The following is a 26,927-nucleotide window of genomic DNA, read 5'->3' on the forward strand; positions in this document are numbered from 1 at the left end:
ACCGGCCCCGTTTCGTGAAGCGCTGCTTACGCGCGGCTGCGGCGCCGGTTCACCAGCAGCAGCAGCGCGCCGCCGCCGAGCAGCAGGCCGCCGATGCCGAACGGAACCGCGGCGTCGACACCGGTGTTGGCGAGCTCGCCGCCACCGGAGGGCGCACCGCCGGGGGTGGTGCTGGGCGCGGGGGTGCTCGGGACAGCGCCGGCTTCGGTCCAGCTCGCGCCCGCCTTCGCGGCCACCTGGGTCTTCTCCGAGTCGGCCACGATCAGCGACTGCGCCGGCTTCCGCGCGTAGTTCTCCGCGACGAACAGGCGGCCGGTGTCCAGCTCGCCGGTGACCTTGAGCGAGAACGAGCCGTCGCCCGGCTTGGCGCCGGCCGGGACGTCGACGAACAGCTTGCTGCCGTCCTTGACGTCGGCGGTCTTCAGCTCCTTGCCGTCGGCGTCGGTGACCTTGACGCCGTCGGGCAGCTCGGTGGTCAGCGACGTGACGTCACCGGACGTGGCGACCGAGAACGGGCCGACCTTGGTGCCGGCCTTGCCGTCGGCCTTGGCCGGCGAGATGTTCAGGGTCGGCTTCGGCTGCGCGCCGATGCCCTTGTTCTGGTCGCCGATCAGGTAGCTGTACAGCGCGGCGACGTCGGCGTTGGCCTCGGCCGGGTTGGCCTCGGCCAGCGGCTTCTGCAGGTTGAGGTTCACGCCGTCGCTGAAGTGCCACACCGCCGCCTGCGTGGCGGCGATCGCCTCGCGCTCGGAGATGCCGTCGTGGACCTTGACACCCTGCTTGGTGAGGGCGGCACCGACCTCGTCGAGCGTGAGGCCCGGGTACCCGTGGTGCAGCACCCAGTTGATCTTGTCGCTGTTCTTGTTGAACGGCGAGTCGGCGGCCGGGTACTTGTTCCACGGCGTCTCGACCATGTCGACGTCGGTGCGCATGCCGACGGTGATCTGCACGCAGTAGAGCTTGAGCGACTTGCCGTCCGACAGCTTGAAGCCGAAGAGCTTGGCGATGTAGTCGCCGCCACCGTCGAGGTTGATCCGGTAGCCGACCGTGCCCGCGTCTTCGACGACGCGGCCGCGCGCGGCGCCGTCGTCCGCGAGGGCGGAGGGAGCGCTGACCATGACCGCGGCGGCCGCGGCGAGCACCGCGATCCCGCCACGCACGAAAGCTGACCTGACCTGCATAAATCTCCTATCCGAGCCCGAACCACGCCGTTAGGGCCGCGTGAGATCACCAACCCCGACCACGGCGGCCACTGATTCGGGTGAGTGATCACCCGGTCAAGCGAATGGCAGCATACACAGACCTCACAGGGGCCTACGCACGGTGCCCCCATAAACACGATTGCGCTCGGAAATCCCCTGAAAGGGGGGCAGATTTCAGGCGCCGAAATACCCTGCGAACAGGATTCCGGCGATCTTCGTGGTGGTCTCGCGACCGACCTCCTCGCCGCCGGCGACGACGCCGGTGTCGTTCATCAGGGCGAGGGTGTACCGCTCGTCCGGGCCCGCGAAACCGACCGAGTCCATGATCCAGGAACCGTCGTCGTTGTCGTCGGACCAGCCGTTCTTGTTCCCCGGCCGCGCGGCGGGCCCGGCACCCCAGACGCCCCACTGCTGGTTGACGTCGACGGCGCGCAGTTCCCGCACGAGCTGGTCGCGGTGGCGCGCGGGCAGGCGGGTCAGGACGTATTCGATCAGCCGGTCCAGATCGTCCGCCGTCGTGCGGATCCAGCCCCAGTGGTGCGGGTGGCGATCACTGAACCGCATGTCGGTCATTCCGTATGCCGGAAACCGCCGGGCGAATTCGGTCTCGCCGCCGTAACGGGTCCACAACACGTGCGCGGCGGCGTCATCACTCGAATGGAGCATCCGGTGCAGCAGATCTCGATCTTCGGCCGACAGCGCGATCGCCCCGGCATCCTCGCGTAGCAGCAGGTCGACGGCCATCGCCAGCTTCGGCGTCGAGCAGGCCCAGATCAGCGTGCCGGCGGCCGGGCTGCGGTAGACGGCCCCGGTCCGGCGGTCGCGGAGCACGATGCCGGTCACCCCGGGCCGGCTGTCGGCGTACGCCTGCGCCCGCGCGATCCGCGCCCGCAGGTCCGAGCCGAACGGGTCGTCCGGCGCGTCTGCGGCGCGCCGGCCCGGGCCGGGCGGCGACGGCAGCAGCGCGAACGCCGCCAGCAGCGCGGCGAGCAGCAGCTTGCCCATGAAGTCCCCCGGGTGCGGACGAGCGGGTGGGTCCGCCCTGAAGACTCGCACGGACGCCGGGGGTGCGGCGAGCGCCGTCGCACCCCCGGCGTTCCCTCACGGGTGAACGGCCAGCAGGTGGGCGCGGAAGCCCTCGCCGTAGGTCTTGGTCGGCGTGCCGGCGAAATCTTCGATCAGCACGTTGCCGCCGCTGCAGCCCCACGGGTTCCACGTCCAGGCCGTGTACCCCAGGTTGTGCGCGTCCAGCCAGGCCATGACCTGGTCGAGGTAGTCGTGCGCGCAGGTGTTCTGGCCGATCTCCCCGGCCTGCACCGGCACCTGCGCGGCGACCGTGCCGATCTGGCTGTCCCAGCACGACGCGGTGACGCAGGCGTTGAAGTTGTACGAGTGCCAGGACGCCACCAGGTTGCCCGCCGGGTCGGCAGGCTTGTAGGCCAGCCACTGCGTGAGGTCGTTGGTCCACGTCAGGCCGCCGGTCATGACGACGTTCTGGGCGCCGGTCGCGCGGACGGCGTCGAGGAGTTCCTGCATCCCCGCGACGGTGTAGCCGATGCCGGTGCAGGTGCCGCCGTCACGCAGGCACCGCCACGAGGCGGCCGCGTCGGACCAGTTGGCGGCGGCGTCCGGGTACGGCTCGTTGAACAGGTCGAACACCACGGCGTTGTCGCCCTTGAACGCGGTGGCCACCTGCGTCCAGAACGTCGGCGTGTACTGCCGGTCGGGCATCGGCTTCTGGCAGGTCGCGTTGACGTCGGTGCAGGCCGAGGAGTTGCCGGTGTACTGACCGTGCGTCCAGTGCAGGTCGAGGATCGGGTTGATCCCGTTGGCCTCCAGCAGTTTCGCGTAGTCCTTGACGGCCTGCTGGTAGGGCGCGCCGCTGGGCGTACCGGACAGGCCGAGCCAGCAGTCCTCGTTCAGCGGGATCCGCACCGCGTGGATGTTCCAGGCCTTCATCGCGTCGACCGACGCCTGGTCGACCGGGCCGCTGTCCCACATGCCCTTGCCCTGCACGCAGGCGAATTCGGCGCTGGAGCGGTTGACGCCGAGCAGCCGGTAGGTCTGCCCGTCGGCGGTCAGCAGCTTGGTGCCCGACACGTGCAGCGCAGGCGCCGGCCCGGGCGGCGGCGGGGTCGAGGTCGTCGTGGTCGGGGTGGTGGTCGGGGTCGTCGGCTTGGTGGTCGGGGTCGTCACCGTGGTCGGCGGGGTCCCGGTGCACGCGGCGCCGTTGACCGCGAAGGTGGCCGGCGTCGTGTTCGTGCCGCTGTAGGAGAAGTTCGCGCCGGTGCTGACCGAGCCGCCGGCCGGGATGGCGGCGTTCCAGCTCGCGTTGGTCACGGTGATCTGCTTGCCGGACTGCGTCCACGTGCCCGACCAGCCCTGCTGCAGGGTCTGGTTCCCGGTGTAGGAGTAGGTCAGCGTCCAGCCGTCGGCCGCCGCGGAACCGACGTTGGCGATGCCGACGGTGGCGCTGAAACCGCTTCCCCAGTCGTTGGCCGAGTAGGTGACGCGGCAGGCGAACGCCGCGCTCGGCTCACGCGCGGACGACACCGCCGTCGTCGAGGTGACGACCCCGGCGGCGACCGCGAGACCCGCGACCGCCAGCGCGGCAGGACGTTTTCCGGCTCTTCCCCACATCGGCACTCCCTTGTGCACACTGACGTCGGCCGCGTCTGGGAGCGTTCCCAGACGCCGTCCACACCGTTGCTCCCCGGCCCGGGGTTGTCAATCACCAACGGCGGGAAACCGCGCCGATTCCGGCGAACAGCGTCCGGCGCGTTCCCCCGACGACCGCAGGCAGCTCACCCGGCCGGAGTCACCGCACGGGCCGCCACGGCCGGTAGCCGCCGGGATCGGCCGTGAAGACGGCTTCGCCTTGCCCGAGGGCCGGCAGCCGGCGCCGGAACTCCGCCGTCGCGGCCGCCGGGAGCGAGCCGGCGATCCGGGCGACGTCGCCGTCGGCCACGGGCGGCTCGCAGACCGCGTCGAGCTTCGCCAGCGCGATCAGGGCCGCTCCGGCGGCGGGTCCGGGCACCTCGAGGTCGAACCGGTCGACCGGTTCGTGCACGCGGGTCCGCGCCCGCGCGAACGCCTGCGAAAGCAGCCGCGCGGTGACCTCCCGGAAGCCGCCTGCCGTGCTGAGCGGCGGCTTGAACCCCGAGTGGGTCAGCGTGACGACGCAGTCGACGACCTCCCAGCCGTGCGGGCCGCACTTCGCCGCGCGGTGGACCGTCTGCTCGATGGCCGTGTGGAAGGCGCGCGGGAGCGAACCGCGCTCGACGGCCAGTTCGTACCGGACGCCGCTGCCGGTCGCGCCCGGCGCCACCCGCAGTCCCACCGTCACGACCGGATCGGTGGGCCCGAGCCGGTCGAGGAACTGGACCGCTTCCCCCACGCCCACGGGTTTTTCGACGTGCACCGGCGCCGGCGGCGCGAACCGCGCCACGAGCCCGAAGTCCTCCCGCAGCCGCTCGAGGAGCACCTCGATCTGGACTTCGCCGTAGGTCCGCACCGACAGGGCGCCGCGGCCGACGCGCAGGCCGAGCAGCGGGTCCTGGTCGCACAGCTCCCGCAACGCCTGGTGCAGCCGGGTTTCCTCGCCGGGGCGCGCGGTGACGACCGAGACGAGCCCGGGCGGCGGGAACAACGCGGCGTCCGCCAGGCCGTCCGGCGAACCTAGACGGTCGTCGACGCGGACGTCACCGAGCCCCGACAACCGGACCAGGTCCCCCGCGCCCGCCCGGGTGACTTCGCGGCCGGCGAGCGTCATCGCCGTCACCCGCCGCCGGCTGCGCTCGAGCGTGCCGTCCCCGGCGCGCCGGAACAGCTTCACCCGGTCGCGCACCTGCAGTGTGCCGCCGCGGACGCGGGCGTAGGCGATCCGGTCGCCGCCGCGGCCGCGCTCGACCTTGAACACCGTGGCCCGCAGCCCGTCGCCCGGTGCCGCCGCGGGCAGGAACTCGACGATCCCGGCGACGAGCTCGGGCACGCCGGCGCCGGTCACGGCCGAGCCGAGGAACACCGGGCAGGCGGCGCCGGCCGCCACCTGCTGCCGGAACGCCTGCCACATCAAGGCGTCGTCGAACCTGCCGGCCACGTAGTCCGCCAGGAGCTCTTCGCTGCGTTCGGCGGCGACCTCGGCGACCTCCTCGACGACGTCCGGGGCGTCCCGTGGCCGGCCGCGAACGACGACGTCCGCGCGGCCGGCCGCCTCGGCGGTCACCATCGGGACCAGCGCGCGGGAAAGCCTTTTCCGCAGGCCGGCGAGCACCGCGGCCGGGTCGGCCCCGGCCTGGTCGAGCTTGTTGACGAACACCAGCGTCGGCACGCGCAGCCGGCGCAGGGTGCGCCAGAGGATCCGGGTGCTCGCCTGGACCCCCGCGGGCGCGGAGACGACGAGGACGACCCCGTCGAGCACGCCGAGCGCCCGGTCGACCTCGGCGACGAAATCGGCGTGCCCCGGGGTGTCGATGACGTTGACCGTCCGGTCGCCGGCCCGGAAGGAGACCACGCCGGTGCTGATGGTGATGCCCCGCCGCCGTTCGACGGCGAGGGTGTCGGTCCGGGTCGTGCCGTCGTCGACGCGGCCGAGCGCAGCGACCGCGCCGGTGTCGAACAGCAGCCGCTCGGTCAGGCTGGTCTTACCGGCGTCGACGTGGGCGAGGATCCCGATGTTGAGCGGGGTTTCGGGCAAAGAACACTCCAGAGGCCGCAACGCTTGCTGGGAATTCGGCGGTGTTGCGGATCTGGCGCATGGTGCCCCCTCGCGGACGGGTCGGAACCGGCCCGACCGTAGCCGACGGCCGGGCGGCGGACCAAAGGGTTAATTCCCGGTCCGGTACTCGGTGAAGATTTCCGCGAGAACGCGGTGCGCGGCCTCTTCGCCGGGCCGGGCCGCGGTCACGAGCGTCTTCCACAGTGCCCAGCCGCGCCCGCGCGCCCAGGTGGCGTCGTCGACCGGAAGGCGTTCGCGGAACGCCTTCCGGCCGTCGGCGGTCAGCAGCGTCCAGGCGATGGCCGTGTCGCAGGCCGGATCGCCGACACCGCAGGTCCCGAAGTCGATGACGGCCGTCAGTTCCCCCGCGTCGAGCAAGAGGTTCCCCGCCGCGACGTCACCGTGGAACCAGACGTCCCGGCCGTCCCAGCGGGCGTCCAGTGCGGCCGCCCAGACCTCGCGGGCCAGGCCGGCGTCGACCCGGTCGCCCAGCGCCGCGAGCGCGCGTTCGGCCGCCGCCTCGTAGGTGCGCAGGGTGGCGCCCCGGAACCAGTTGTGCTTTCCCGGCCGCGGACCGCCGTCGGTCTCGACGTCCTGCAAGGCGGCCAGGAAACCGGCCAGGTCGGTGGCGAAGCGGACGGGATCGGCGATCCGGTCCGGGCTCGCGGGTTCGCCGTCGAGCCACCGGTGGACCGACCACGGGAACGGGTAGCCGGCGCCGGGATGCCCTTTCGCCACCGGAACCGGGACCGGCAAGGGCAACCGGGCAGCGAGCAGCGGGAGCCACTGCTGTTCCTTCGCGACGGCCAGTGCGTATTCGGCCGCGCTGGGCAGCCGCGCCACCAGGTCGCCGCCGACGTGGAAGGTGAAGTTGTCCCAGCCGCCGTGGGCCACCGGCCGGACCGGGAGCGCCGCCCACCGCGGGAACTGCTCGGCGATCAACCGGCGCACGACTTCCGCGCCGACGGTGACGCGCTCGGGCGGCGGGCCGAGATCCGGGGTGGTGTCCAACGGCGGTGTCCTCGGCTCGTTCGGGGACTCCGAGCATATGCCCGTGCGGCCCGCGGTTTGTGCCAGGTTGGCCGGGTGGATACCGCCGTTCGCCTTGTCCGGTCAGCTGCGCTCAGTGATGTCCCCGAGTACGCGTATGCGGCGACCGCCCAACGCAGAGCGCCGGATTTCCGCCCGCGCGGAGAACGTGTCGCACCACCACGCCGACGACCCGCTCCCGCGGCACGAACCCGTAGTGCCGGGAGTCCCAGCTGGTCGGCCGGTTGTCGCCCAGGACGACCGTGCAGCCGGGCGGGACGACTTCGCCGCCGAGGCCGTGCACGTCCGGGTCGGCCCAGCCGGGCGGGAGGCGGTCGCCGGCCACCGCCACCACCCGTTTGAGCAGCAGCTGGTTCCCGGCCGGCGCGCCGCTCGGCAGCGGCGGGAAGCGCAGCAGGGCCACCTGGCCGCGGCGCGGGCGGCGGGTCCGGCGCACCAGGACCCGGTCACCGGACCGCAGGGCCGGGGTCATGCTCGGACCGTCCACAGTGGTCAGAATGAGCCGGCGGCGCGCGACGAAGACGCAGCCGGCGACCAGCAACCCGGCGCACCGCAGTACTTTCACGACACGGCCTGGTAGCCGTCGGCCTGCAGGCGGAACAGGCGCGCGTAGCCACGGCCGTCGGCGAGCAAGCTGTCGTGCGTGCCCAGTTCGGTGATCCGGCCGTCCTCGAGCACGGCGATGCGGTCGGCGTCGCGGACCGCGCTCAGCCGGTGGGAGATGAGCAGGCTCGTGCGGCCCTGCCGGTGCTCGCGGATGCGGGCGTGCACCTCGTGTTCCGCCTCCGGGTCGAGACCGGAGCTCGGCTCGTCGAGGATCATCAGGTCCCGGCCCTCGCGCACCAGCGAGCGGGCCAGCGCCAGCCGCTGCCACTGCCCGCCCGAGAGCACCACGCCGGTCGAGGTGTCCTCGGTGCCGATCTCGAAGATCCGGGTGAGCGGCGTGTCGTACCCCCGGGGCAGGGCGGCGATCCGCTCGTGCGCGCCCGCGCGGGTCGCGGCGGCCATCAGGCGGGCGCGATCGTCCAATGCGGACAGTTCGCCGAGCCCGATGTTCTCCGCCGCGGTCATGTCGTAGTTCATGTGGTCCTGGAACACCGCGCTGATCCGCCCGCGCAGCATCGCGTGCGGGATGTCGCGCAGGTCCACGCCGTCCCAGAGGATCTGCCCGCGCGTCGGGTCGTACATGCGGCACAACAGCTTCACGAGCGTGCTCTTGCCGGCGCCGTTGAGGCCGACGAGGGCGACCGCCGTGCCGTGCGGGATCGTCAGGTCCACCCCGCGCAGCACCCACGGGAGGTCGTCGCTGTACCGGAACCACACGTCACGCAGCTCGAGTCCCCGCCGCAGCGCGGGAACCACCCCGCTGGACGCGCTCGGCAGATCGGGTTCGGCGCGGACCACGGCGACGTAGTGCGCGAACGAGAGCAGCCGGGCCTGGCCGTTGGCGATCGACGACGCCAGCGTGCCCAGCGCGGCCTGCACCCCGGCGACGGCGGCGACGAACATCGACACGTCACCGGCGCTGAGCGACCCGTCGCGCGCCGACGTGATCGCCCACCAGAGCCCCGCCCCGGCGACGGCCGCGCTCAGCGCCGTCAGCCCGCCCATGGTCCACAGTTCGCGTTCGTCCATGCGGCGCTGGGCTTCGTTGGCGCTGCGGCGTTCGGCCATCATCCGGGCGCGCAGGAACGCCCCGGTGCCGAACAGCCGGATCTCGGTCGCGGCCGGGATGCCGGTGAGCAGCTGGCTGTAGAAGAACTCGCGCCGCGTGTACCGCTCGATGCGCCATTCCACCGCGGCGCGGCGCCGGGCCAGCAGCAGTTCCGCGAGCAGGGCCGGGATCGCGGCGGCCAGCACCACGCCGGTCATCGCCGGGCTCAGCACGAGCAGCGAGCCGAGGAACCCGGCCAGCGACAGCGTCCCGCTGAGCGTGCCGCCGGCGCCGTCGACGATTTCCGGCATCCGGCCGCAGCTTTCCTGGGCCAGCCGCAGCCGGTCCTGGTAGGCGGGGTCTTCGAAGGTGCGCAACCCGACCTGGCGGCCCAGCGCGTCGAACAGCCCGTCGACGGCGACCGTGCTCGCCGCCCGGCCGATCTGCGCGCGGACGTAGTGCACCACCACGGGCAGCGCGGCGACGGCGAGGCCGGTGAGCACCAGCGCGACGGCGAGGCCGCCGACCGCGCCGGTGCGCTCGACGAGGCGGTCGAGGACGAGCTTGGTCAGCCAGGCGGTGGCGATCGGCGCGGTGGCCGCGGCCGCCGTCATGACGAGCAGGGCCGCCAGCCGCGCCGGGCCGGACCGCCACAGCAGCACGGCGGCGGCCGCGCCCGCGGCGCGCACCTGGCCCGCGCCGATCCGCAGGTCGGCTTGGCGCACGGTCACCGGCCGGCGGGCACGGGCAGTTCGTGCACCCGGCCCGCGGTCGCGGTCACCCGGCCGTCGGCCACGACGTACAGCGCGGGGGTCCAGGTGTTGCGGAACGCGGCGGCGACCGGGCCGCCGTCGAGTCCGGCCGTCACCACGTGGGCGACCTCGGCGAGCGCGCGCACGGTCTCCGGGTCGTCGCCGCCGAAGACGGCGAAGACGTTGTCGCGGCCTTGCGCGCGTGCGTAGGCGAGGAAGTCCGGCAGGGTGTCGTGGCAGGCGGCGCAGTCGGCGGAGAAGAACCCGACTGTGCCGGTCAGGGTGGCGGTGGTGAGCGGCTGTCCGCCGGTGGTGGTCGCGGTGAACTCGCCGACGGCCGAACCGGGGCGCAGCGCGAACGGCGTCGCGGCGGGCTGGGCGCGCATCCGGCGCAGGATCCCGACGGTCAGGAGCAGGTTCAGCAGGCACACCAGGCCGAGCAGCACCAGGGTGGCGACGACGTAGGGCATCAGGAACTCCTTGCGAACACGACGGCGATGTCGTCCATGGCGACGACGAGCACGGCCACCACCGCACCGGCGGCGAAGGCGACGGCGGCCCCGGCGACGGGCAGCCCGTGCTCCGGCGCGAGCGCGCCGAGGACGGCGAAGCAGATCAGCAGGCCGTTGCGGGCCAGGTGGCGCGGGCCGATCGGGGTTTCGGCCGCGCCGAAGCAGCGGCACGGGGCACGCCGCCCGCGTCGCAGCGAAGCGGCGATGGCGACGGTGAAAGCCAGCAGCAACGCCGACGCGAGGACGAAGCCGGCCACCGCGGTGACCAGCACGAGAACGGCGGAGGCCAGTTCCGCGGCCACGACGGCCACCGACACCGGCGTGACCCAGCCGGCGGGCATCGGCACCAGCGCGGGCACCGACCGGGCGAACCCGCGGAAGTCGCGCAGCTTCGAGACCGACGACGCGGCGAACACCACGGCGATCAGCGCCGCGGCGGCGGCCCGCAGGTACTCCATGTCACTCCCTCCACACCGGGCGGTGTCCGCGGGGAAGGCGGCGGACACCGCCCGCGGCCGGCTCAGCAGCTGCTGCGGACCTTGGACCACTCGCAGCCGGTCTGCGGGCAGCAGAACCGGTACCAGTAGCCGGGGTGGCCGGCGGAGTTGCAGAAGTAGCCGCCACTGCAGGCGGAAGCCTCGGCGGTGGGCACGATCCGGTTGAGCACGCGGTCGATCAGGCGCCCCATGGTGTCTCCCTTCGACGGTGGTTGTCCGCGGTGTGGGACGCGCTACCGCGGTCCCGCACCGGCTGCGAGCATCGCGGTCGGCGCGGTCGCCGGGCAGCAATCCCGGACGAACCCGGACGCGCACACGTCCCGGCCAAGCGCCCCGATGTGGCCTTCGGTGCGTTGAACCGGCACTGCGGCGCGGAGCGCCTCCGTTGAGGGGGCGGTGGGGGCATGGATGGAGCACCCAAGGCGGCCTTCGGTGCGTTGAATCGACACTGCGGCGCGGAGCGCCTCCGTTGAAGGTGGCGGTGGGGGCATGGATGGAGCACCCAAGGCCGCCCTGGGGCGCTTGGGGCTCACCCGCCGGCGGCCACCGGGCACCCCAGTGCCTCGGCGATCTCCGCCGACTCCGGCAGCCCCAGCTCACGGTGGTGAGCACGGGCCACCAGCCAGTGGGACCGGGCCTGCTCCGCCTCGCCCGAGGCCGTCAGCGCCCGGGCCAGTCCCGCGTGGGCGCGCGCCGCCGCGTGCAGGCTGCCCAGGTCCGCCGCGATCGCCACGGCGCACTCGTACGTCGCCCGCGCGTGGCCGGTGCGGCCGAGCTCCAGCGATGCGTCCGCGAGGCACAGCAGCGCTTCGAGGTGCAGGTCGCGGTCGCCGGCCTGCTCGGCGATCGCGACCGCGCGGTGGAAGTGGCCGTAGGCCTCCGCGTGGCTGCCGGAACGCAGGTGCGTGTCACCGATGTTGAGCAGCGTGCGGCCGGTGTCGCACAGGTCGCCGGTCTGCTGGTCGATGGCCAGCGCTCCGGTGTGGAACCCCAGTGCTTCGGTGTACCGGCCCAGCCGGCCGTAGACGTACCCGAGGTTGGTCAGCGCGGTGCGTTCGCCCGCGCGGTCGCCGAGCTCGCGGGCCAGGGCCAGCGCCGCCCGCTCGAACTCCGCCGACCGCGCGAAGTCCGCGTTCCAGGAGGCGATCGCGCCCAGCGTGCCGAGCGCCCGGCATTCGCCGGAACGGTCCCCGGCACCGCGGAAGCAGTCCAGCGCCTGCGCGGCGAACCGCGTCGCCACCTCGTAGCGGCCGACCTGGCTGTGCGTGGCCGCGACGCTCACCAGTGCGTGCCCGCGGGCGAGGGGGTCCGCCGACTCCGTCGCGCTCGTGTGCAGGACGAGCGCCTCGCTGATGTAGCCGCCGGTCTGCAGGTACCGGAACAGCAGCCGCGACAGCAGCCCCGCGTGACCGGTCGGCACCCCGTGGACGCCGGCGCCGACCAGGTTGGCCCGTTCGGCGTCGAGCCACGCGGTCGCCGCCTCGCGGTCGGCCAGCGGCGGGACCGGCAGGCCGGGGTCGGGCACGCGCGGCCGGTAGGCCCGCGTCCGCGGGGCGTACTGGTCCATCGCAGTCGCGGCGGCGAAGGCGTAGTAGTCGAGCAGCCGCGTCAGCGCGGCCTTCCGGCCGGCCGGAGCGTCCTCGTCCTGGGCGCGCGCCATCCCGAACGCGCGGATGAGGTCGTGCAGCTCGAACCGGCCCGCCCCACCGCGGCGGACGAGGCTCGCGGCGACGAGCCGGTCCGCGGTCCGGGTCGCCTCCGCCAGGCCGGTCCCGGTGAGCGCGGCCATACCGTGGGCGTCCAGGTCCGGACCGGGGTGCAGGGCGAGCAGCCGCAAGGCCCGCCGTTCCGGTTCGGCGAGCTGGTCGTAGGAGAGGCTGATCGACGCGTCCACGGCGTTGTCGAGCCGCAGGTGCGCGCGGCGCTGCTCCAGCCGCTCGAGGTGATCGGCCAGCAGCCACGACCGGTGGGCGGGCGCGGTCATCCGCAGCGCGGCGAGGCTCAGGGCGAGCGGCAGCCCGCCGAGTTCGGCGGTGATCCGCCGGGCCACGCCGGGCGCCCGGTCGATCCGCTCGGCGCCGACGGTGCGCCGCAGGTACGCGAGCGCGTCGTCCGGGCTCAGCACGTCCAGCGGCACGGAGACGGCCCCGGTCAGGCCGCCGAGCGCCCGGCGGCTGGTGACGAGCACCGGCCCGCCGCGCTCGTCGGGCAGCAGGGGCCGGACCTGGTCCTCGTCCGCCGCGTCGTCGAGGACGACGAGCAGCCGCCGCCCGGCCGATCGCTCCTGGTAGAGCCGCTGCTTGGCCGCCAGGTCGGCGGGGACGGCGTGGCCGGGCACGCCGAGCAGCCGCAGGAAGGAGTCGAGCACCGCGGCCGGGTCGACCGGTGGCCGCCCGGGGTCGGGGTGGAACCCGCGCAGGTTCACGAAGAGCGCGTTTTCGCACCGGCCGGTGCGCAGCAGCTCGTGTCCGGTGTGGACGGCCAGCCCGGTCTTGCCGACCCCGGCCATGCCCGCGATCGCCGCCACCCGGCCACCCTCGGCGGCACCGAGGACCGCGCACAGCCGCGCGAGTTCCGCCCGGCGCCCGGTGAAGTCCGGGAGCGCCTCGGGCAGCCCGAGCCGGGCCTGCACGAGGGTCGCCGCCTCGGCGCGGCCGCGGACCACCCGCAGCACGTCCTGCCAGCGGGCGACGTAGGCCGCGTCCGGGTGCAGCACCTCGACCACGGCCAGCAGCAGATCGGTGTTGGGCCGCGCCCGGCCGGTCTTGAAGCAGTCGGCGACGGTCGTGCGGGCGGTCCGCTCCCCGGGTGGCCGCCCGGCGGCCGTCCAGAGCCGGTTGACCCGCTCGGCGATCTGCGTGTACGACGGGCCGCCCGCCCACGCCTTGAGCAGCCGCAGCTGCCCGATGAGCTCCGCCAGCGTGCGCGCGTGCCCCGGATCGGGTGGTTCGGTGAACGCCATACCCGCCATCGTGGCGGCGGCGGGCCGGTCGGCGGTCCGGTTTCCGGAAAGATCCGGCGGCCGTCCTCACCAGCGCCCTGCGGTTCGAGCTGAACGAGCAGCCGGCCGGCTGCTGGAGTGCCGCCGGCGATCCCGAGGGCACGGCCCCTGCCGTGGGGCAACCCTTCCGGCGTCATGAAATCCTTTTGGGCGCAAATTCGCCGGGAGGCACACAATTGCATTGACGGCAAATCCGTCCCCGGGCATATCACCAGGTCGGCCGCAAGATAATCGGCAACAATCACGAAACTTGACAGCGTTGCGCGCGTTTGCTTATGGTCGATCGAGTTCCCGTCGATCGAAATACGAAGGTGTCCATGACCGTGCCTCCAACGCTGCCCAAGTTCCGGCAGCAGTTGATTCTTGCCGTTCTCATGGTTTGTTCGCTGTTGATCTGGCTGGACAACACCGTTCTCAGCATCACGCTGGAAACCCTCGCCGACCCGGTCCGGGGGCTGGGCGCGAGCCCGGCCGAGCTGCAGTGGGCCACCGGGGCGTACACGCTGGTCTTCGCGACCTTGATGTTCACCGCCGGCGCGCTGGGCGACAGCTTCGGCCACCGGAACGTGCTCGCCGTCGGCCTGGTGGTCTTCGGCGCGGCTTCGGTCTGGGCGGCGTACGCGGGTGGCGCCGAACAGCTGATTGCCGCCCGGGCCGCGATGGGCGTCGGCGCCGCACTCATCATGCCCGCCAACTTCGCCATCCTGTTGTGGACCTTCACCGGCCCCGGCCGGGCCACGGCCATCGCGATTTCCTCGACGTCCACCGGGGTCGGAATGGCCGCGGGCCCGGTACTGGCCGGGCTTCTGCTCAGCCATTTCTGGTGGGGCTCGGTGTTCCTCGTCAACGTTCCCGTCGTCGTGGTGGCGCTGGCCGGGATCATCCTGTTGGTCCCCAATTTCCGCAGCCCGACCGTGCGCCCGCTGGACCCGGCCGGGATCCTGCTGTCGATCAGCGGGCTCGCGGCGTTGACCTACGGCCTGATCCGCGCCGGGCAGGTGGACGACTGGAGCCGGTGGGACGTCTGGGCGCCGATCGCGGCGGGGCTGGTCCTGCTGGCCGTCTTCGTGCTCGTCGAACTGCGGACCCGGGAGCCGAGCTTCGATCCGCGGCTGCTGGCGCAGCGGGTGTTCGGCGGTGGCAACGCCTCGATGGCGCTGCTGCTGTTCTCGGTGGCGGCGGTGACGTTCTACAACGCGTTCTACCTGCAGGGTGCGCTGGGCTTCTCGCCGATGAAGGCCGGCCTGGCCAACGTGCCGACCGCGATCGGTGCGGTGGTGGGCGCGCCGCTGGGCGCCCGGCTGGTCCGCCGCTGGTCGCTGCGCGTCGTCGCCGTGCCGGCGCTGACGGTGGCAGCGCTCAGCTTCGGTGCGGTCGGCTTCTTCGAGCTGGACACCCCGCTCGTCTGGATCGAGGTTCTGCTGCTGGCGCAGGGGCTGGCCGTCGGCCTGGTGCTGGCCCCGGTGACCGGGGCCCTGATCAGCAGCCTGCCGCTGGAACGCTCCGGCGCCGGCTCGGCCGTCACCAACACGGCGCGGCAGGCGGGCAGCGTGATCGGCATCGCGGTGGGCGGCACGATCATGTCGATCGCCTACCGGAGCGCGATCGAGCCCTCGGTGGCCGACGTCCCGCCGGGGCTGCGCGACAGCGTCCGGACTTCCGCGGAACAGGCCCGGCACGTCGCCGGCACCCTCGACCGGCCGGCCCTAGCGCAGGCGGCGGACCAGGCGTTCATCCACGCGATGCACGTCGGCGCGGTGTGGATCATGGTCATCGCCCTGGTCGCGACGGCGGTGCTGGTGTACGCGCTGCGTCCGTCCCGGAAGCAGGCGGAGCCGGTGGCGCGGGCGGAAGACCGCACCGAGGCGGCCTCCCCCGCCGGCTGATCCCGGTCCGGCGCCGGGGCACGGGCTCGGCCGGGACGCCACGCGCGGGTGGCGTCCCGGCCGGCACCGTTCCCCGGCGCCGCTGGTACTTGCCCCCGCACCGTCGAGCCGCGGCCACCGGTCTCCCCCAGCCGGCGGCACGCCTCCGGACGCAGGGCGCAAGCCGACAAGCCCGGCCCGCCCCCAGCGAGCCGGGCTTGTCCGGACCCATCCCCCCTCGAGAAAGCCGCGGTCACCTGCTCCCGCCGCGCATTGCTCCCCGGAGTCACCGTTCCGGTACCGGCAACGGAGAAGCTCGCCTCGCCCGGCGCTGCGCTTTCTCGGTCCCGCAACGGAAGTGAAGAAGCTCGCCGCTGTGCTTGACTCGCCCGGACAGCCGGACTCGATCGCACGGCGCCGGTCGGGTCGCGACCCGACCGGCGCCGCTGGTCTTTGCCCTCGCACCGTCGAGCCGCAGCCACCGGTCTCTCCAGCGGGCGGCACGCCTCCCGACGCAGGGCGCAAGCCGACAAGCCCGGCCCGCCCCCGACGAGCCGGGCTTGTCACCCGCCGAGAGAGTCGAGCCAGCCGCGAAGGTGACCCGCCGTCTTCGGGGCCTGCTCCTCGATGATCGAGAAGTGGTCCGACTCGATCCACCCGGCCGGTCCGCCGTGCTGCCAGCCGGGCAGCGGGGCGGCGTCGCCGAAGCCCGTCAGGGGCTGCGTTGCGCGCAGGTTCAGCGTCGGCGCGGTGATCGGCCGGGCCTCGCGGTCCGCATAGATGCGGACGTAGCCGCCCATTGCGACCAGGCCGTGGTCGTCGACCGGGGTCAACGCGTTGTCGCGGGTCAGGATGCGGCCCAGCGCGTCGGTCAGCACCGCGCGGTTCAGCTCGACGTCCTCCGGTGCGTACGTGTCGATCATCGCCACGCCCGCCAGCTCGACGCCGTCGTCTTCGAGCCTCCGGGCGACCGCGTGGGCGATCGCGCCACCGGCCGAATAGCCGATCAGCGCCACCGGGCTCCGCTCGGCTTCCGCGGCGACCGCCGCAGCGAGGCTGCCGATCGCCGCCGTCCAGGTGGCCGGGAGGTCGTCGCCCGGTCGCGTTCCCGGCAGGCGCAGCGCGCTGAACCGGCGCTCGCCGCCCAGTTCGCGGGCCAGGCGGGCGAACTGGTGCGGGCCCGAGCCCGCCAGGAACGACGGGATGCCGATCAGGGCCGGCTCCGCCGCGCCGCGGGCCAGCAGCTGCACGGCCGGGCGCTGAGCCGGAGCTTCGCCGTACGTCGCCATCAGCTCCGAACTCGCGACCAGCAGCGGCAACGCCCCTTCCAGGTTGCCGCGGCGGTGCGCCGCCGACACCAGCTCGGTGATCGTGCCGCGCACGCCGGCCGGGGCCTGCTCGGCCACGCCGGTGTCCTCGAGCTGCGAGCGCACCAGTTTCGCCACGTCCGCGGCGGTCGGGTGGTCGAAGACCAGCGTCGACGGCAACGCCAGCCCGGTCCGCCTGCCGAGCCGGTTCCGGAACTCGACCGCGCCGAGGGAGTCGAACCCGAGCTCGGTGAACGGCGCGGCCGGGTCGATCGCGTCGCCGGACGCGTGGCCGAGCACCGCCGCGGCGACGTCACGCACCTCGCGCAGGACCACGCCGTCGCGTTCGGCGTCCGGCAGGGCCGCCAGCCGACGCGCCAAGCTCACCTCGGCAGTCGCGGCAGCCGGCGGCACCCGGATCATCCCGCGCAGGACCGCGGGCAGCGTGCCGCCGCGGGCCAGACCGGCGAGCGCCGCCGGGTCGAGCAGGGCCGTCACCGGGGTCGCCCGATCGGACGCGAGGGCGTTGTCGAACAACGCCATCCCGGCCTCCGGGTCGATCGGGAGCAGGCCCAGCCGGGTCCGGATCTGCCGCGCGTGCCGCTCGCCGCCGTCGCCGCCGCCGAGCGCCCCGGCCATGCCGACCGTCCACAGTCCCCAGGCCAGCGAGTGCGCGGGCAGGCCGGCCCCGCGCCGCACGCGGGCCAGCGCGTCCAGCACGCTGTTCGCGGCGGCGTAGTTGCCCTGTCCCTGGCCACCGAGCAACGGCGCCGCGGACGAGAACAGCACGAACGCCGACAGCTCCAGGTCGCGGGTCAGCTCGTGCAGGTTCAGGGCCGCGTCGACCTTCGGGGCCAGCACCCGGGTCGTCTGCGCCGCGGTGAGGGTGTCGAGCGTGCCGTCGTCCAGGACGCCCGCCGCGTGGACGACGGCGGTCAGCGAGGCGTCGAGGCGGGCCAGCAGGGTCTCGACCGCGGCCCGGTCGGCGACGTCGCACGCCTCGACCCGGACCTCGGCGCCCCGCCCGGTCAGCTCGGCGACCAGCTCGGCGGTGCCGTCCGCGGCGGCACCGCGCCGCGACACCAGCAGCAGCCGCCGGACGCCGTGCGCCTCGGCCAGGTGCCGGGCGACGATCGCGCCGATGCCCCCGGTACCCCCGGTGACGAGCACCGTGCCGTCACCGAACGACGGCGGCTCACCCGCTCCGGCGGGTACCGGCTGCAGGCGCGGGACCAGGAACCGGCCCCGGCGGACGGCCACCTGCGGTTCGTCACGGGCCACGGCGGCGGCTAGCGACTCCATCGGCAGGGCGTCGCGGTCGTGGTCGACGAGCAGGAACCGGCCCGGGTGCTCGGACTGCGCGCTGCGCACCAGGCCCGCCACCGCGGCCCCGGTCAGATCGGGCTGCTCACCGGGCAGTCCGGCGGCCAGCCGCGTCACGATCGCGAGCCGGCCGGTGTTCCCGGAACCGAGCCAGCGCTGCAGCAGCGCGAGCGTCGTGAGCACGCCGGTGTGGACGTCCGCCGCGCCGGAGCCTTCGGGCGCCGGCCAGACCACCGTGCCGGGACCTTCCGGCAGCGACGCGAGGTCGGCCTGGCCGTCGAGGACGACGAGACGTCCGGAGTCCATTTCGGACACTGCGGGCGCGGCGACCCAGTCGAGGTCGTACAGCGGGGCCGCGCCGCGCAGCCGGGCCAGCGCCTGCGGCTCGACCGGGCGGACCCGCACCGAATCCACGCTGAGCACGAGGGCACCGGTCGCGTCGGTCGCCTCCACCCGGAAGGTGTCCGGCGCGGTGCGGACGACGCGGACGCGCAGAGTCCCGACGCCGGGCTGAGCCAGCTGGACGCCCTCGAAGACGGACGGCAGCGGCGTCCCGCTCTCAGGCATGAGCCCGACCGCCGCGTGGAACACCGCGTCCAGCAAAGCCGGATGCGCTTCGAAGGCAGCGGTTCCGGTGTCGAGCGCCACTTCGGCGAAGACTTCCTCCGCGCGCGACCACGCGGCGCGGACGCCGGTGAACGCCGGCCCGTACCCGAAGCCGAGGTCGCCGAGCGCGCGGTACACCTCTTGCGCATCGACCGGTTCAGCCGCCGGGGGCCACGACCAGTCCGGCGTCGCGGCCGGTCCGGCGGGCGTCAGCAGACCACGGGCGTGGCGCACCCAGCCGTCGGCGGCCCGGGCGTGCACGGCCAACGTCCGGTGCCCGTCGGCGTCGGGCTCGCCCACGGCGAGCTGGAGGTCCACGCCACCGTCGGCCGGGACGACCAGCGGGGCTTCGATCGCCAGTTCCGCCAGGCGCGGCACGCCGAGCCGCGCACCCGCGGCCAGGGCCAGTTCGACGAACCCGGTGCCCGGCAGCAGGACCGTGCCGTGCACCGTGTGGTCGGCGAGCCACGGGTGCGTGCGCAGCGAAAGCCGGCCGGTGAACAGCCACTCGTCCTTGCCCGCGAGCTGCACCTGGGCACGCAACAGCGGGTGGTCGGCGGAGTCGGCGTCGGCGAGCGGCACGTCGGCCTCCACGGGCCGCAACCAGAACCGCTCGTGCTCGAAAGGATAGGTGGGCAACGTGATCCGCGCCTGCGGCCGGCCGCCGAAGAAGTCCGCCCACCGCACCGGCCGGCCCGCGCAGTGCGCGGTGGCGAGCGCGGTGACCAGCTGCTCGGGTTCGCCGGTCGTGCGCCGGGAGGCCGCGACCACCGAGGCGCTCGCCGTGGGGTCGGCCGCGAGCGTGGCCCGGGTCATCGCCGTCAGCACCGCGTCCGGGCCCAGCTCGAGGAACAGGCCCACGCCCGCATCGAGCAGCGACCGGACCGCCGGGGCGAACCGGACGGCCTCGCGCACCTGCCGCACCCAGTACTCGGGCGTCAGCAGCTCGTCAAAAGCACCGGAAACCGTGGAACACAACGGAATCCGCGGCTCGTGGTAGGTCAAGCCCGCGGCGATCTCGGCGAACCCGGTCAGCATCGGCTCCATCAGGGCGGAGTGGAACGCGTGGCTCACCCGCAGCCTGCTCGTCTTGACGCCCTCGGCCACCAACACCGCTTCGAGCGCAGACACCGCTTCGGTGGTCCCGGAGAAGACCACCGCATCGGGCGCGTTCACTGCGGCTAGAGACACGTCTTGGGCGAGCTCCAGCGCGCGCTCCTCCGGCACCGCCGCGGCCAGCATCGCGCCCCCGGACGGCAGCGCGCCCATCAACCGGCCGCGGGCCGCCACCAGCCGGCACGCGTCCGGCAGCGACCACACCCCGGCCACGAACGCCGCGGCCAGCTCACCGATCGAATGCCCCACCACCACGTCCGGCGTCACACCGAACGACTCCAGCAGACGGAACATCGCCACCTCGAACGCGAACAACGCGGGCTGGGTGTACTCGGTCCGGTCCAGCGGGGTCTGCTCATCGAACATCACGTCCCGCAGCGGACACTCCAGGTGGGCCTCGAACTCCGCGCACACCTCGTCGAGCGCGGCCGCGAACACCGGGAACGCCCGGTACAACCCGTCGCCCATCCCGCTGCGCTGGGCGCCCTGACCGGTGAACAGGAACGCGGTCCGGCCGGTGGCACCGCGCGGTTCCGGCTCGTCGACGGCCAGCCGCGCCAGCTCCGCGAGCAGCGTCTCCCGGTCCGAGCCCACGACCGCGGCGCGCTGGTCGAGCTGCGCGCGGTGCAGGGCCAGCGTCGCCGCGACGTCGGCGAGGTCGAGCTCCGGACGTTCCTGGAGTGCGTCGTGCAGCCGGCTCGCCTGGGCCCGCAGTGCGGCCGTCGTCCGCGCGGACAGCAGCAGCGGCAACGCTTCCGGCCGCGGGAAATCGCCCGTCCGCAGCGGGACCGCGGGTGCCTCTTCCAGGATCAGGTGCGCGTTGGTCCCGCTGATCCCGAACGACGAAACCCCGGCCCGGCGCGGCCGCTCCCCGGCCGGCCACGGCTCGGCCCCGGTCAGGATCCGCACTTCGCCGGCCGACCAGTCCACGTGCGGCGACGGCGCCTCGACGTGCAGCGTGGCGGGCAGCACCTCGTGCCGCAGCGCCTGCACCATCTTGATCACCCCGCCGACGCCGGCCGCCGCCTGGGTGTGCCCGATGTTCGACTTCAGCGAGCCGATCCGCAGCGGCTCGGCGCGCTCCGGTCCGTAGGCGTTGATCAACGCCCCCGCCTCGATCGGGTCACCCAGGGTGGTGCCGGTGCCGTGCGCTTCGACGGCGTCGACGTCGGCCGCGGCCACCCGGGCGTTGGCCAGTGCCTGCGCGATCACCCGCTCCTGCGAAGGACCGTTCGGGGCGGTCAAGCCGTTGCTCGCGCCGTCCTGGTTGATCGCGCTGCCGCGGATGACGGCCAGCACCGGGCGCCCGTGGCGCTGCGCGTCGGACAACCGCTCCAGGGCGAGCACGCCGACGCCCTCGGCCCACGAGACGCCGTCCGCGGTGCTCGAGAACGCCTTGCAGCGCCCGTCCGGGGACAGCGCGCGCTGCCGGGAGAACTCCAGGAACAGCAGCGGGGTCGCCATCACCGTCACGCCGCCGGCCAGCACCAGCGACGTCTCCCCGGCCCGCAGCGCCTGCACCGCCAGGTGCACGGCGACCAGCGACGACGAGCACGCCGTGTCCACCGTCACCGCGGGGCCTTCCAGGCCGAGGGCGTAGGACACCCGGCCGGAGACGACGCTGCCGGCCGAGCCGGTCGCCAGGTAGCCTTCCGCGGCCCCGCCGGCCTCGCGGGCCGTGTGGCCGTAGTCCTGGTACATGACACCCGCGTACACGCCGGTGTCGCTGCCCCGCAGCGAGGCCGGGTCGATCCCGGCGTCTTCGAGGGCTTCCCAGGACGTCTCGAGCAGCAGCCGCTGCTGCGGGTCCATCGCCGCGGCTTCGCGGGGCCCGATCCCGAAGAAGGCGGGGTCGAAATCACCGGCGCCGCGCAGGAACCCGCCTTCGCGGGTGGCGATCCGGCCCGGCTTGCCCGGGTCGGCGTCGTAGAGCCGGTCGGGGTCCCAGCCGCGGTCGCCGGGGATCGGGGTGATGGCGTCGACCCGCCCGTCGACCAGGTCCCAGAGCTGGTCGGGGTTCTCGACACCGCCGGGGTACCGGCAGCTCATGCCGACGATCGCGATCGGCTCGTCGGCCCCGGCCTTCGTCCGGACCGCGGCCGGACGCGGGCGGGCCGGCGCCGAGCCGTCGACCCGGGTGCGCAAGAAGCCCGCGACCGCGGCCGGGGTCGGGTAGTCGAACACCAGCGTGGACGGCAGCTCGACCCCGGTCGCGGCGGTCACCTTGTTGCGGAACTCGACGCCGCCGAGCGAGTCGAAACCCAGTTCGGTGAACGGGGTTCCGGGGTCGACGGCGTCGGCCGACTCGTGGCCGAGGACCGCGGCGGCGATCGCCCGGACCTCGTCGCGGATCAGCGTCTCCCACTGCCCGGCGGGGGTGTCGAGCAGCCGGCGGCGCAACGGGCTGTCGGCGACCCGGCCGCGGGCCGGGACGTGGATCAGGCCGCGCAGCACCGCGGGCAGCGTCCCGAGCCGGCCCAGCGCGGTGAGCGCGGGGGTGTCGAGCACCGCGGTCATCAGCAGCGGTTCGGCGGTGGCCAGTGCCTGGTCGAACAGCCGCATGCCGGTGTCCGGCTCGATCGGGGCCAGCCCGAGCCGGGTGCGGATCTGCCGCACCAGGTGCTCGCCGCCCGGGTCGTTCAGCGCCTCGGCCATGCCGAGCTTCCACAGCCCCCAGGCCAGCGAGTGCGCGGGCAGGCCGGCGCTGCGGCGGACTTGGGCGAAGGCGTCCAGTGCGGCGTTCGCGGCCGCGTAGTTGCCCTGGCCCTGCCCGCCGAGCAGTGGCCCGGCCGAGGAGAACAGCACGAACGCGGCGAGGTCCCGGTCGCGGGTCAGTTCGTGCAGGTGCCAGGCGGCGTCGACCTTCGGCGCGAGCACCCGGTCCACCTGCCCGGCGGTCAGGGTTTCGACGGTGCCGTCGTCGACCACGCCCGCGGTGTGCACGACCGCGGTCACCGGTTCGGCCTCAAGCAGGGCGGCGACCGCGGCGCGCTCGGTGACGTCGCACGCGGCGACGCGGACGGCCGCGCCCAGCCCGGTCAGCTCGGCGACCAGCTCCGCGACCCCCGGGGCACTGTCGCCGCGGCGTGAGACGAGCAGCAGGCTGCGCACGCCGTGCGCGGTGACCAGGTGGCGGGCGGTGACCGCGCCCAGGCCGCCGGTACCGCCGGTGATCAGGACCGGGCCGGCGCCGAAGGACCCGGCGGCCGGTTCGGCGGCCGTGGTCCGGACCAGCCGCGGGGCCGTCGTGACGCCGTCGCGGATTGCCAGCTGCGGTTCGTCCGTGGTGAAGGCGGCGGTGACGGGTGTGTCGTCGACGACGTCGATGTTCACGATGCGGCCCGGGTGTTCCGACTGCGCGCTGCGGACCAGGCCGCGGACGGCGGCGGCCGCGAGATCCGGCGTCTCGCCGGGCAGGCCGGCGCCGTTGCGGGTCAGCACCACCAGGGTCGAGCCCGCGCAACGGGGTTCGGCGAGCCAGTCGCGCAGCAGCGCGAGAGCGTCGTGCACGGCGGCGCGGACGGACGCGGGGACATCGTCCGCCGGCAGCGGTTCAGGCGACCAGACGACAACCGCGCCCGGGTGTTCCCCGGCGGCGAACGCGGCGACGTCCGCGAAGGTTTCGGCGCACCCGGAGACCGGACGGCCCAGCGCGACCAGCGGCCGGTCCGGCACCGGAGGAGCGCTCACCGGCGTCCACTCGACCGCGTAGAGCGGGCTGCGGGCCCCGGCGAGGGCGTGTGCGTCCGCGGGACGGGCGAGCACGGCGTCGATCGACAGCACCGCGGCGCCGGTGTCGTCGCACGCGTCGATGCGCACCTTCCCGGCGCCCGAACGGCCGATGCGGGCGCGGATCGCGGTGGCGCCGGGGCGGAACACCCGGACGCCGGTGAAGGAGAAGGGCAGCGGCAGTTTGCCGTCCGGCAGGTCTTCGGCGAGGCCGGTGAGGGCCGCGTGGAAGGTCGCGTCCAGCAGCGCCGGGTGCACCACGAAGCCCGCGGCCGGCTCGTCCAGGGCCACTTCGGCGAAGACGTCGTCGCCGCTGGTCCAGGCCGCGCGGACGCCCTGGAACGCCGGGCCGTAGCCGAAGCCGAGGTCGGCGAGCCGGTCGTACAGGCCGGTTTCGTCGACCGGCGTGCCGTCGGACGGCGGCCATTCTGGGTCGGGCCAGTCCGGCGTGCCGGTGTCGGCGGCGAGGACGCCGGTGGCGTGCAGCGTCCAGTCCGGCTCGCCGGTGCCGGTCGCGGCCCGCGAGTGGATCGACAGGCGACGGCGGCCGGTGTGGTCGGGCTCGGTCACCGCGACCTGCACGTCCACCGCGCCGGTCCCGTCGAACGGCAGCGGGGCCGACAGGACGAGCTCGTCGACGACGGGCAGGTCCAGGTGGCAGCCCGCGGCCAGCGCGAGGTCCACGAACCCGGTGCCGGGCAGCAGCACCGTGCCGAACGCCGTGTGGTCGGCGAGCCACGGCTGGGCGGTGGGGCAAAGCCGGCTGCTGAACAGCCATTCGTCGCGGCCGGCCAGCGGCGCGGCCACGCGCAGCACCGGGTGGTCGAGCGCGGCGAGCCCGGCGTGGCCGAGGTCGCCGAGCGCCCGGTCGTCGGGCTCGACCCAGTGGCGGCGCCGCTGGAAGGCGTAGCCCGGCAGGTCGAGGTGGGTGGCCGGTTTGCCCGGGGACAGCGGTGTCCAGTCGACGGCGAGACCCGCGCAGTGGGCGGCGCCGAGCAACCGCAGGAACTGGCCGGCCTCCGCGGCCTTGCGCCGGGACGCCGCCGCGACCAGCGAGCCGGACGCCACTTCGTCGCCCAGCGTCTGGCGGGTCAGCGCGGCCAGCACGGCGTCCGGGCCGACCTCGACGAACCGGCGCACGCCGGCGTCGGCGAGCGACTGCACCGCCGGGGCGAACCGGACGGCCTCGCGCACCTGCCGCACCCAGTACCGCGGTGTCAGCAGCTCGTCGCCGGCCGGCGCACCGGAAACCGTGGAGCAGACGGCGATCCGGGGCGCCCGGTACGCCACCGAGGCGGCGACCTGTTCGTACTCGGCGAGCATGGGCTCCATCAACGCCGAGTGGAAGGCGTGCCCGACGGTCAGCCGGTTCGTCTTCACGCCCTCGGCCACCAGCCGGTCCTCCAGCGCGGCGATCGCCGCCGGCTCGCCCGAGAACACCGTCGCCGCCGGCGCGTTCACCGCCGCCAGCGTGACGTCTCCGGCCAGCTCCAGCGCCCGCTCCTCAGGCACTGCGGCGGCCAGCATCGCGCCACGGGACGGCAGCGCGCCCATCAACCGGCCGCGGGCCGCCACCAGCCGGCACGCGTCGGCCAGCGACCACACCCCGGCCACGTACACCGCGGCCAGCTCACCGATCGAATGCCCCACCACCACATCCGGCGTCACACCGAACGACTCCAGCAGGCGGAACATCGCCACCTCGAACGCGAACAGCGCCGGCTGCGTGTATTCGGTGCGGTCCAACAGCTCCGGGCGCTCGACGTCGCCGAACATGACTGAGCGCAGCGAAACCCCCAGCAAGGCGTCGAATTCCGCGCACACCTCGTCGAGCGCCGTGGCGAACGCCGGGAACGCGGCCGCCAGCCCGGCGCCCATCCCGGCGCGCTGCGCGCCCTGGCCGGTGAACAGGAAGGCCGTCTCGCCGGTGGTGACAGCACCCGTCACGACGTGCGGGGAGTCCGCACCGGCGGCCAGTGCGGTGAGACCGGCGAGCAGGCCGGCGCGGTCGGTGCCGATCACCGCGGCACGCCGGCCCAGCCGGGCGCGCGCGGACAGGGCGGCCGCGACGTCGGCGTCGGCCGCCTCGGGGTGCGCGGCGAGCCAGGCCAGCAGCCGGCTCGCCTGCGCGCGGAGCGCGGGCTCCGACTTGGCCGAGAGCAGCCACGGCGCCGGTCGGACCGGCTGCGGCACAACAACTTCCGGCTCGGCCGCGCGCGGTGCCTCTTCGAGGAGCACGTGCGCGTTGGTCCCGCTGATCCCGAAGGACGACACCCCGGCGCGGCGCGGCCGGTCCAGCTCGGGCCACGGCTGGGCCTCCGTCAGCAGCCGCACCGAGCCCGCCGACCAGTCGACCTCGGGGGTCGGCTCGTCGATGTGCAGCGTCGCGGGCAGGACGCCGTTGCGCAGCGCCATGACCATCTTGATCACGCCCGCAACCCCGGCCGCGGCCTGTGTGTGCCCGATGTTCGACTTGACGGAACCCAGCCACAGCGGCCGGCTGTCCCCGCGGGCCTGGCCGTAGGCCGACAGCAGCGCCTGTGCCTCGATCGGGTCACCCAGCCGCGTACCCGTCCCGTGCGCCTCCACGACGTCCACTTCGGACGCCGACAGCCGCGCGCCGGCCAGCGCGGCCCGGATGACCCGCTCCTGCGCGGGGCCGTTCGGTGCGGTCAGCTGGCTGCTGGCGCCGTCCTGGTTGATCGCGCTGGCGCGGACCACGGCCAGCACGCGGTGCCCGTTGCGCTGCGCGTCCGACAACCGTTCCAGCACCAGGACACCGGCGCCTTCGGCCCAGCCGGTGCCGTCCGCCGACGACGAGAAGGCCTTGCACCGCCCGTCCGGCGCCAGGCCGCGCTGCCGGGAGAACTCCACGAAGGTGCCCGGGGTCGCCATCACCGTGACGCCGCCGGCCAGCGCCATCGTGCACTCGCCCTGCCGCAGGGCTTGCGCCGCGAGGTGCAGCGCGACCAGCGACGACGAACAGGCGGTGTCGACCGTGACCGCCGGCCCCTCCAGGCCGAAGGTGTAGGCCAGCCGGCCCGACGCGATGCTGCCCGCGCTGCCGGTCAGCAGGTAGCCCTCGAAGTGCTCGGGCTCCTGGGGCGTCCGGGAACCGTAGTCGTCGTACATGACGCCCGCGTACACGCCGGTGCGGGTGCCGCGCAGCGCGGTCGGGTCGATGCCCGCGTGCTCGAAGGCCTCCCACGCCGTCTCCAGCAGCAGCCGCTGCTGCGGGTCCATCGCCGCCGCTTCGCGCGGGCTGATGCCGAAGAACTCGGCGTCGAACTGGTCGGCGTCGTACAGGAACCCGCCCTCACGGCTGTAAGAGGTCCCCAGCCGGCCGGGATCCGGGTCGTACAGCGCGTCCAGGTCCCAGCCGCGGTTCTCCGGGAAGGTGCCGACCACGTCCCGCCCGGCGCGCACCACGTCCCAGAACTCGTCCGGCGACCCGACCCCGCCCGGCAGGCGGCAGGCCATGCCCACGATCGCGATCGGCTCGTGCGCGCGCTCCTCGAGCTCCTGGACCCGCTGACGGCTCTCGCGCAGGTCGACCGTGGCCCGCTTGAGGTAGTCGCGGAGCTTTTCCTCGTTGT

At 74.2% G+C, this 26,927-nt stretch carries 12 protein-coding genes and 1 pseudogene; 1 reads left to right on the top strand and 12 read right to left on the bottom strand.

What is annotated here, in order from left to right; translation table 11 throughout:
* Positions 1–26 precede the first annotated feature (26 nt).
* From ACLJPY_RS42195 to ACLJPY_RS42245, 11 genes are all read right to left on the bottom strand, one after another.
* A complete protein-coding gene (locus ACLJPY_RS42195; RefSeq protein WP_410596592.1) occupies positions 27–1,160 on the bottom strand; it encodes a thioester domain-containing protein in 1,134 nt (377 codons plus the stop codon).
* Between the two features lie 216 nt (positions 1,161–1,376).
* Positions 1,377–2,207, bottom strand: a complete 831-nt coding sequence (locus ACLJPY_RS42200) for a serine hydrolase (protein WP_410596593.1) — start codon at positions 2,205–2,207, stop codon at positions 1,377–1,379.
* 96 nt (positions 2,208–2,303) lie between these two features.
* Positions 2,304–3,842, bottom strand: coding sequence for a cellulase family glycosylhydrolase (locus tag ACLJPY_RS42205; RefSeq protein ID WP_410596594.1), 1,539 nt, complete (start codon positions 3,840–3,842; stop codon positions 2,304–2,306).
* A 178-nt stretch (positions 3,843–4,020) separates the two neighbouring features.
* The gene (locus ACLJPY_RS42210; RefSeq protein ID WP_410596595.1) at positions 4,021–5,898 is read right to left on the bottom strand and encodes a GTP-binding protein; all 1,878 of its coding nucleotides are present in this window, start codon (positions 5,896–5,898) and stop codon (positions 4,021–4,023) included.
* Between the two features lie 129 nt (positions 5,899–6,027).
* On the bottom strand, positions 6,028–6,930 hold the full coding sequence (locus ACLJPY_RS42215; protein WP_410596596.1) for an aminoglycoside phosphotransferase family protein: 903 nt from the start codon (positions 6,928–6,930) through the stop codon (positions 6,028–6,030).
* Between the two features lie 112 nt (positions 6,931–7,042).
* Complete coding sequence (locus ACLJPY_RS42220; protein WP_410596597.1) at positions 7,043–7,534, bottom strand: S26 family signal peptidase; 492 nt, start codon at positions 7,532–7,534, stop codon at positions 7,043–7,045.
* Complete coding sequence (locus ACLJPY_RS42225; protein ID WP_410596598.1) at positions 7,531–9,354, bottom strand: ABC transporter ATP-binding protein; 1,824 nt, start codon at positions 9,352–9,354, stop codon at positions 7,531–7,533. Before ACLJPY_RS42225 ends, ACLJPY_RS42220 begins: the two co-directional genes overlap by 4 nt.
* The gene (locus ACLJPY_RS42230) at positions 9,351–9,845 is read right to left on the bottom strand and encodes a TlpA family protein disulfide reductase (RefSeq protein ID WP_410596599.1); all 495 of its coding nucleotides are present in this window, start codon (positions 9,843–9,845) and stop codon (positions 9,351–9,353) included. The genes ACLJPY_RS42225 and ACLJPY_RS42230 overlap by 4 nt, the downstream gene beginning before the upstream one ends.
* Positions 9,845–10,345 (bottom strand): MauE/DoxX family redox-associated membrane protein, encoded by a 501-nt coding sequence (locus ACLJPY_RS42235; protein WP_410596600.1) that lies wholly within the window; start codon positions 10,343–10,345, stop codon positions 9,845–9,847. Before ACLJPY_RS42235 ends, ACLJPY_RS42230 begins: the two co-directional genes overlap by 1 nt.
* Positions 10,346–10,407: 62 nt before the next feature.
* Positions 10,408–10,575 carry a hypothetical protein gene (locus tag ACLJPY_RS42240; RefSeq protein WP_410596601.1) on the bottom strand — a complete coding sequence of 56 codons (168 nt, stop codon included), beginning with the start codon at positions 10,573–10,575 and terminating at the stop codon, positions 10,408–10,410.
* Between the two features lie 338 nt (positions 10,576–10,913).
* A complete protein-coding gene (locus ACLJPY_RS42245; protein WP_410596602.1) occupies positions 10,914–13,346 on the bottom strand; it encodes a tetratricopeptide repeat protein in 2,433 nt (810 codons plus the stop codon).
* A 356-nt stretch (positions 13,347–13,702) separates the two neighbouring features.
* Here ACLJPY_RS42245 and ACLJPY_RS42250 point away from each other — a divergent pair, with 356 nt between their 5' ends.
* Positions 13,703–15,271 carry an MFS transporter gene (locus ACLJPY_RS42250; RefSeq protein ID WP_410596603.1) on the top strand — a complete coding sequence of 523 codons (1,569 nt, stop codon included), beginning with the start codon at positions 13,703–13,705 and terminating at the stop codon, positions 15,269–15,271.
* Positions 15,272–15,813: 542 nt separating this feature from the next.
* Here the strand turns inward: ACLJPY_RS42250 and ACLJPY_RS42255 are convergent.
* Positions 15,814–26,913: pseudogene (locus ACLJPY_RS42255) on the bottom strand (SDR family NAD(P)-dependent oxidoreductase); the annotation flags it as partial.
* Positions 26,914–26,927: the final 14 nt, after the last annotated feature.

The organism is Amycolatopsis sp. lyj-23 (assembly GCF_046549135.1).
Taxonomy (GTDB): Bacteria; Actinomycetota; Actinomycetes; order Mycobacteriales; family Pseudonocardiaceae; genus Amycolatopsis.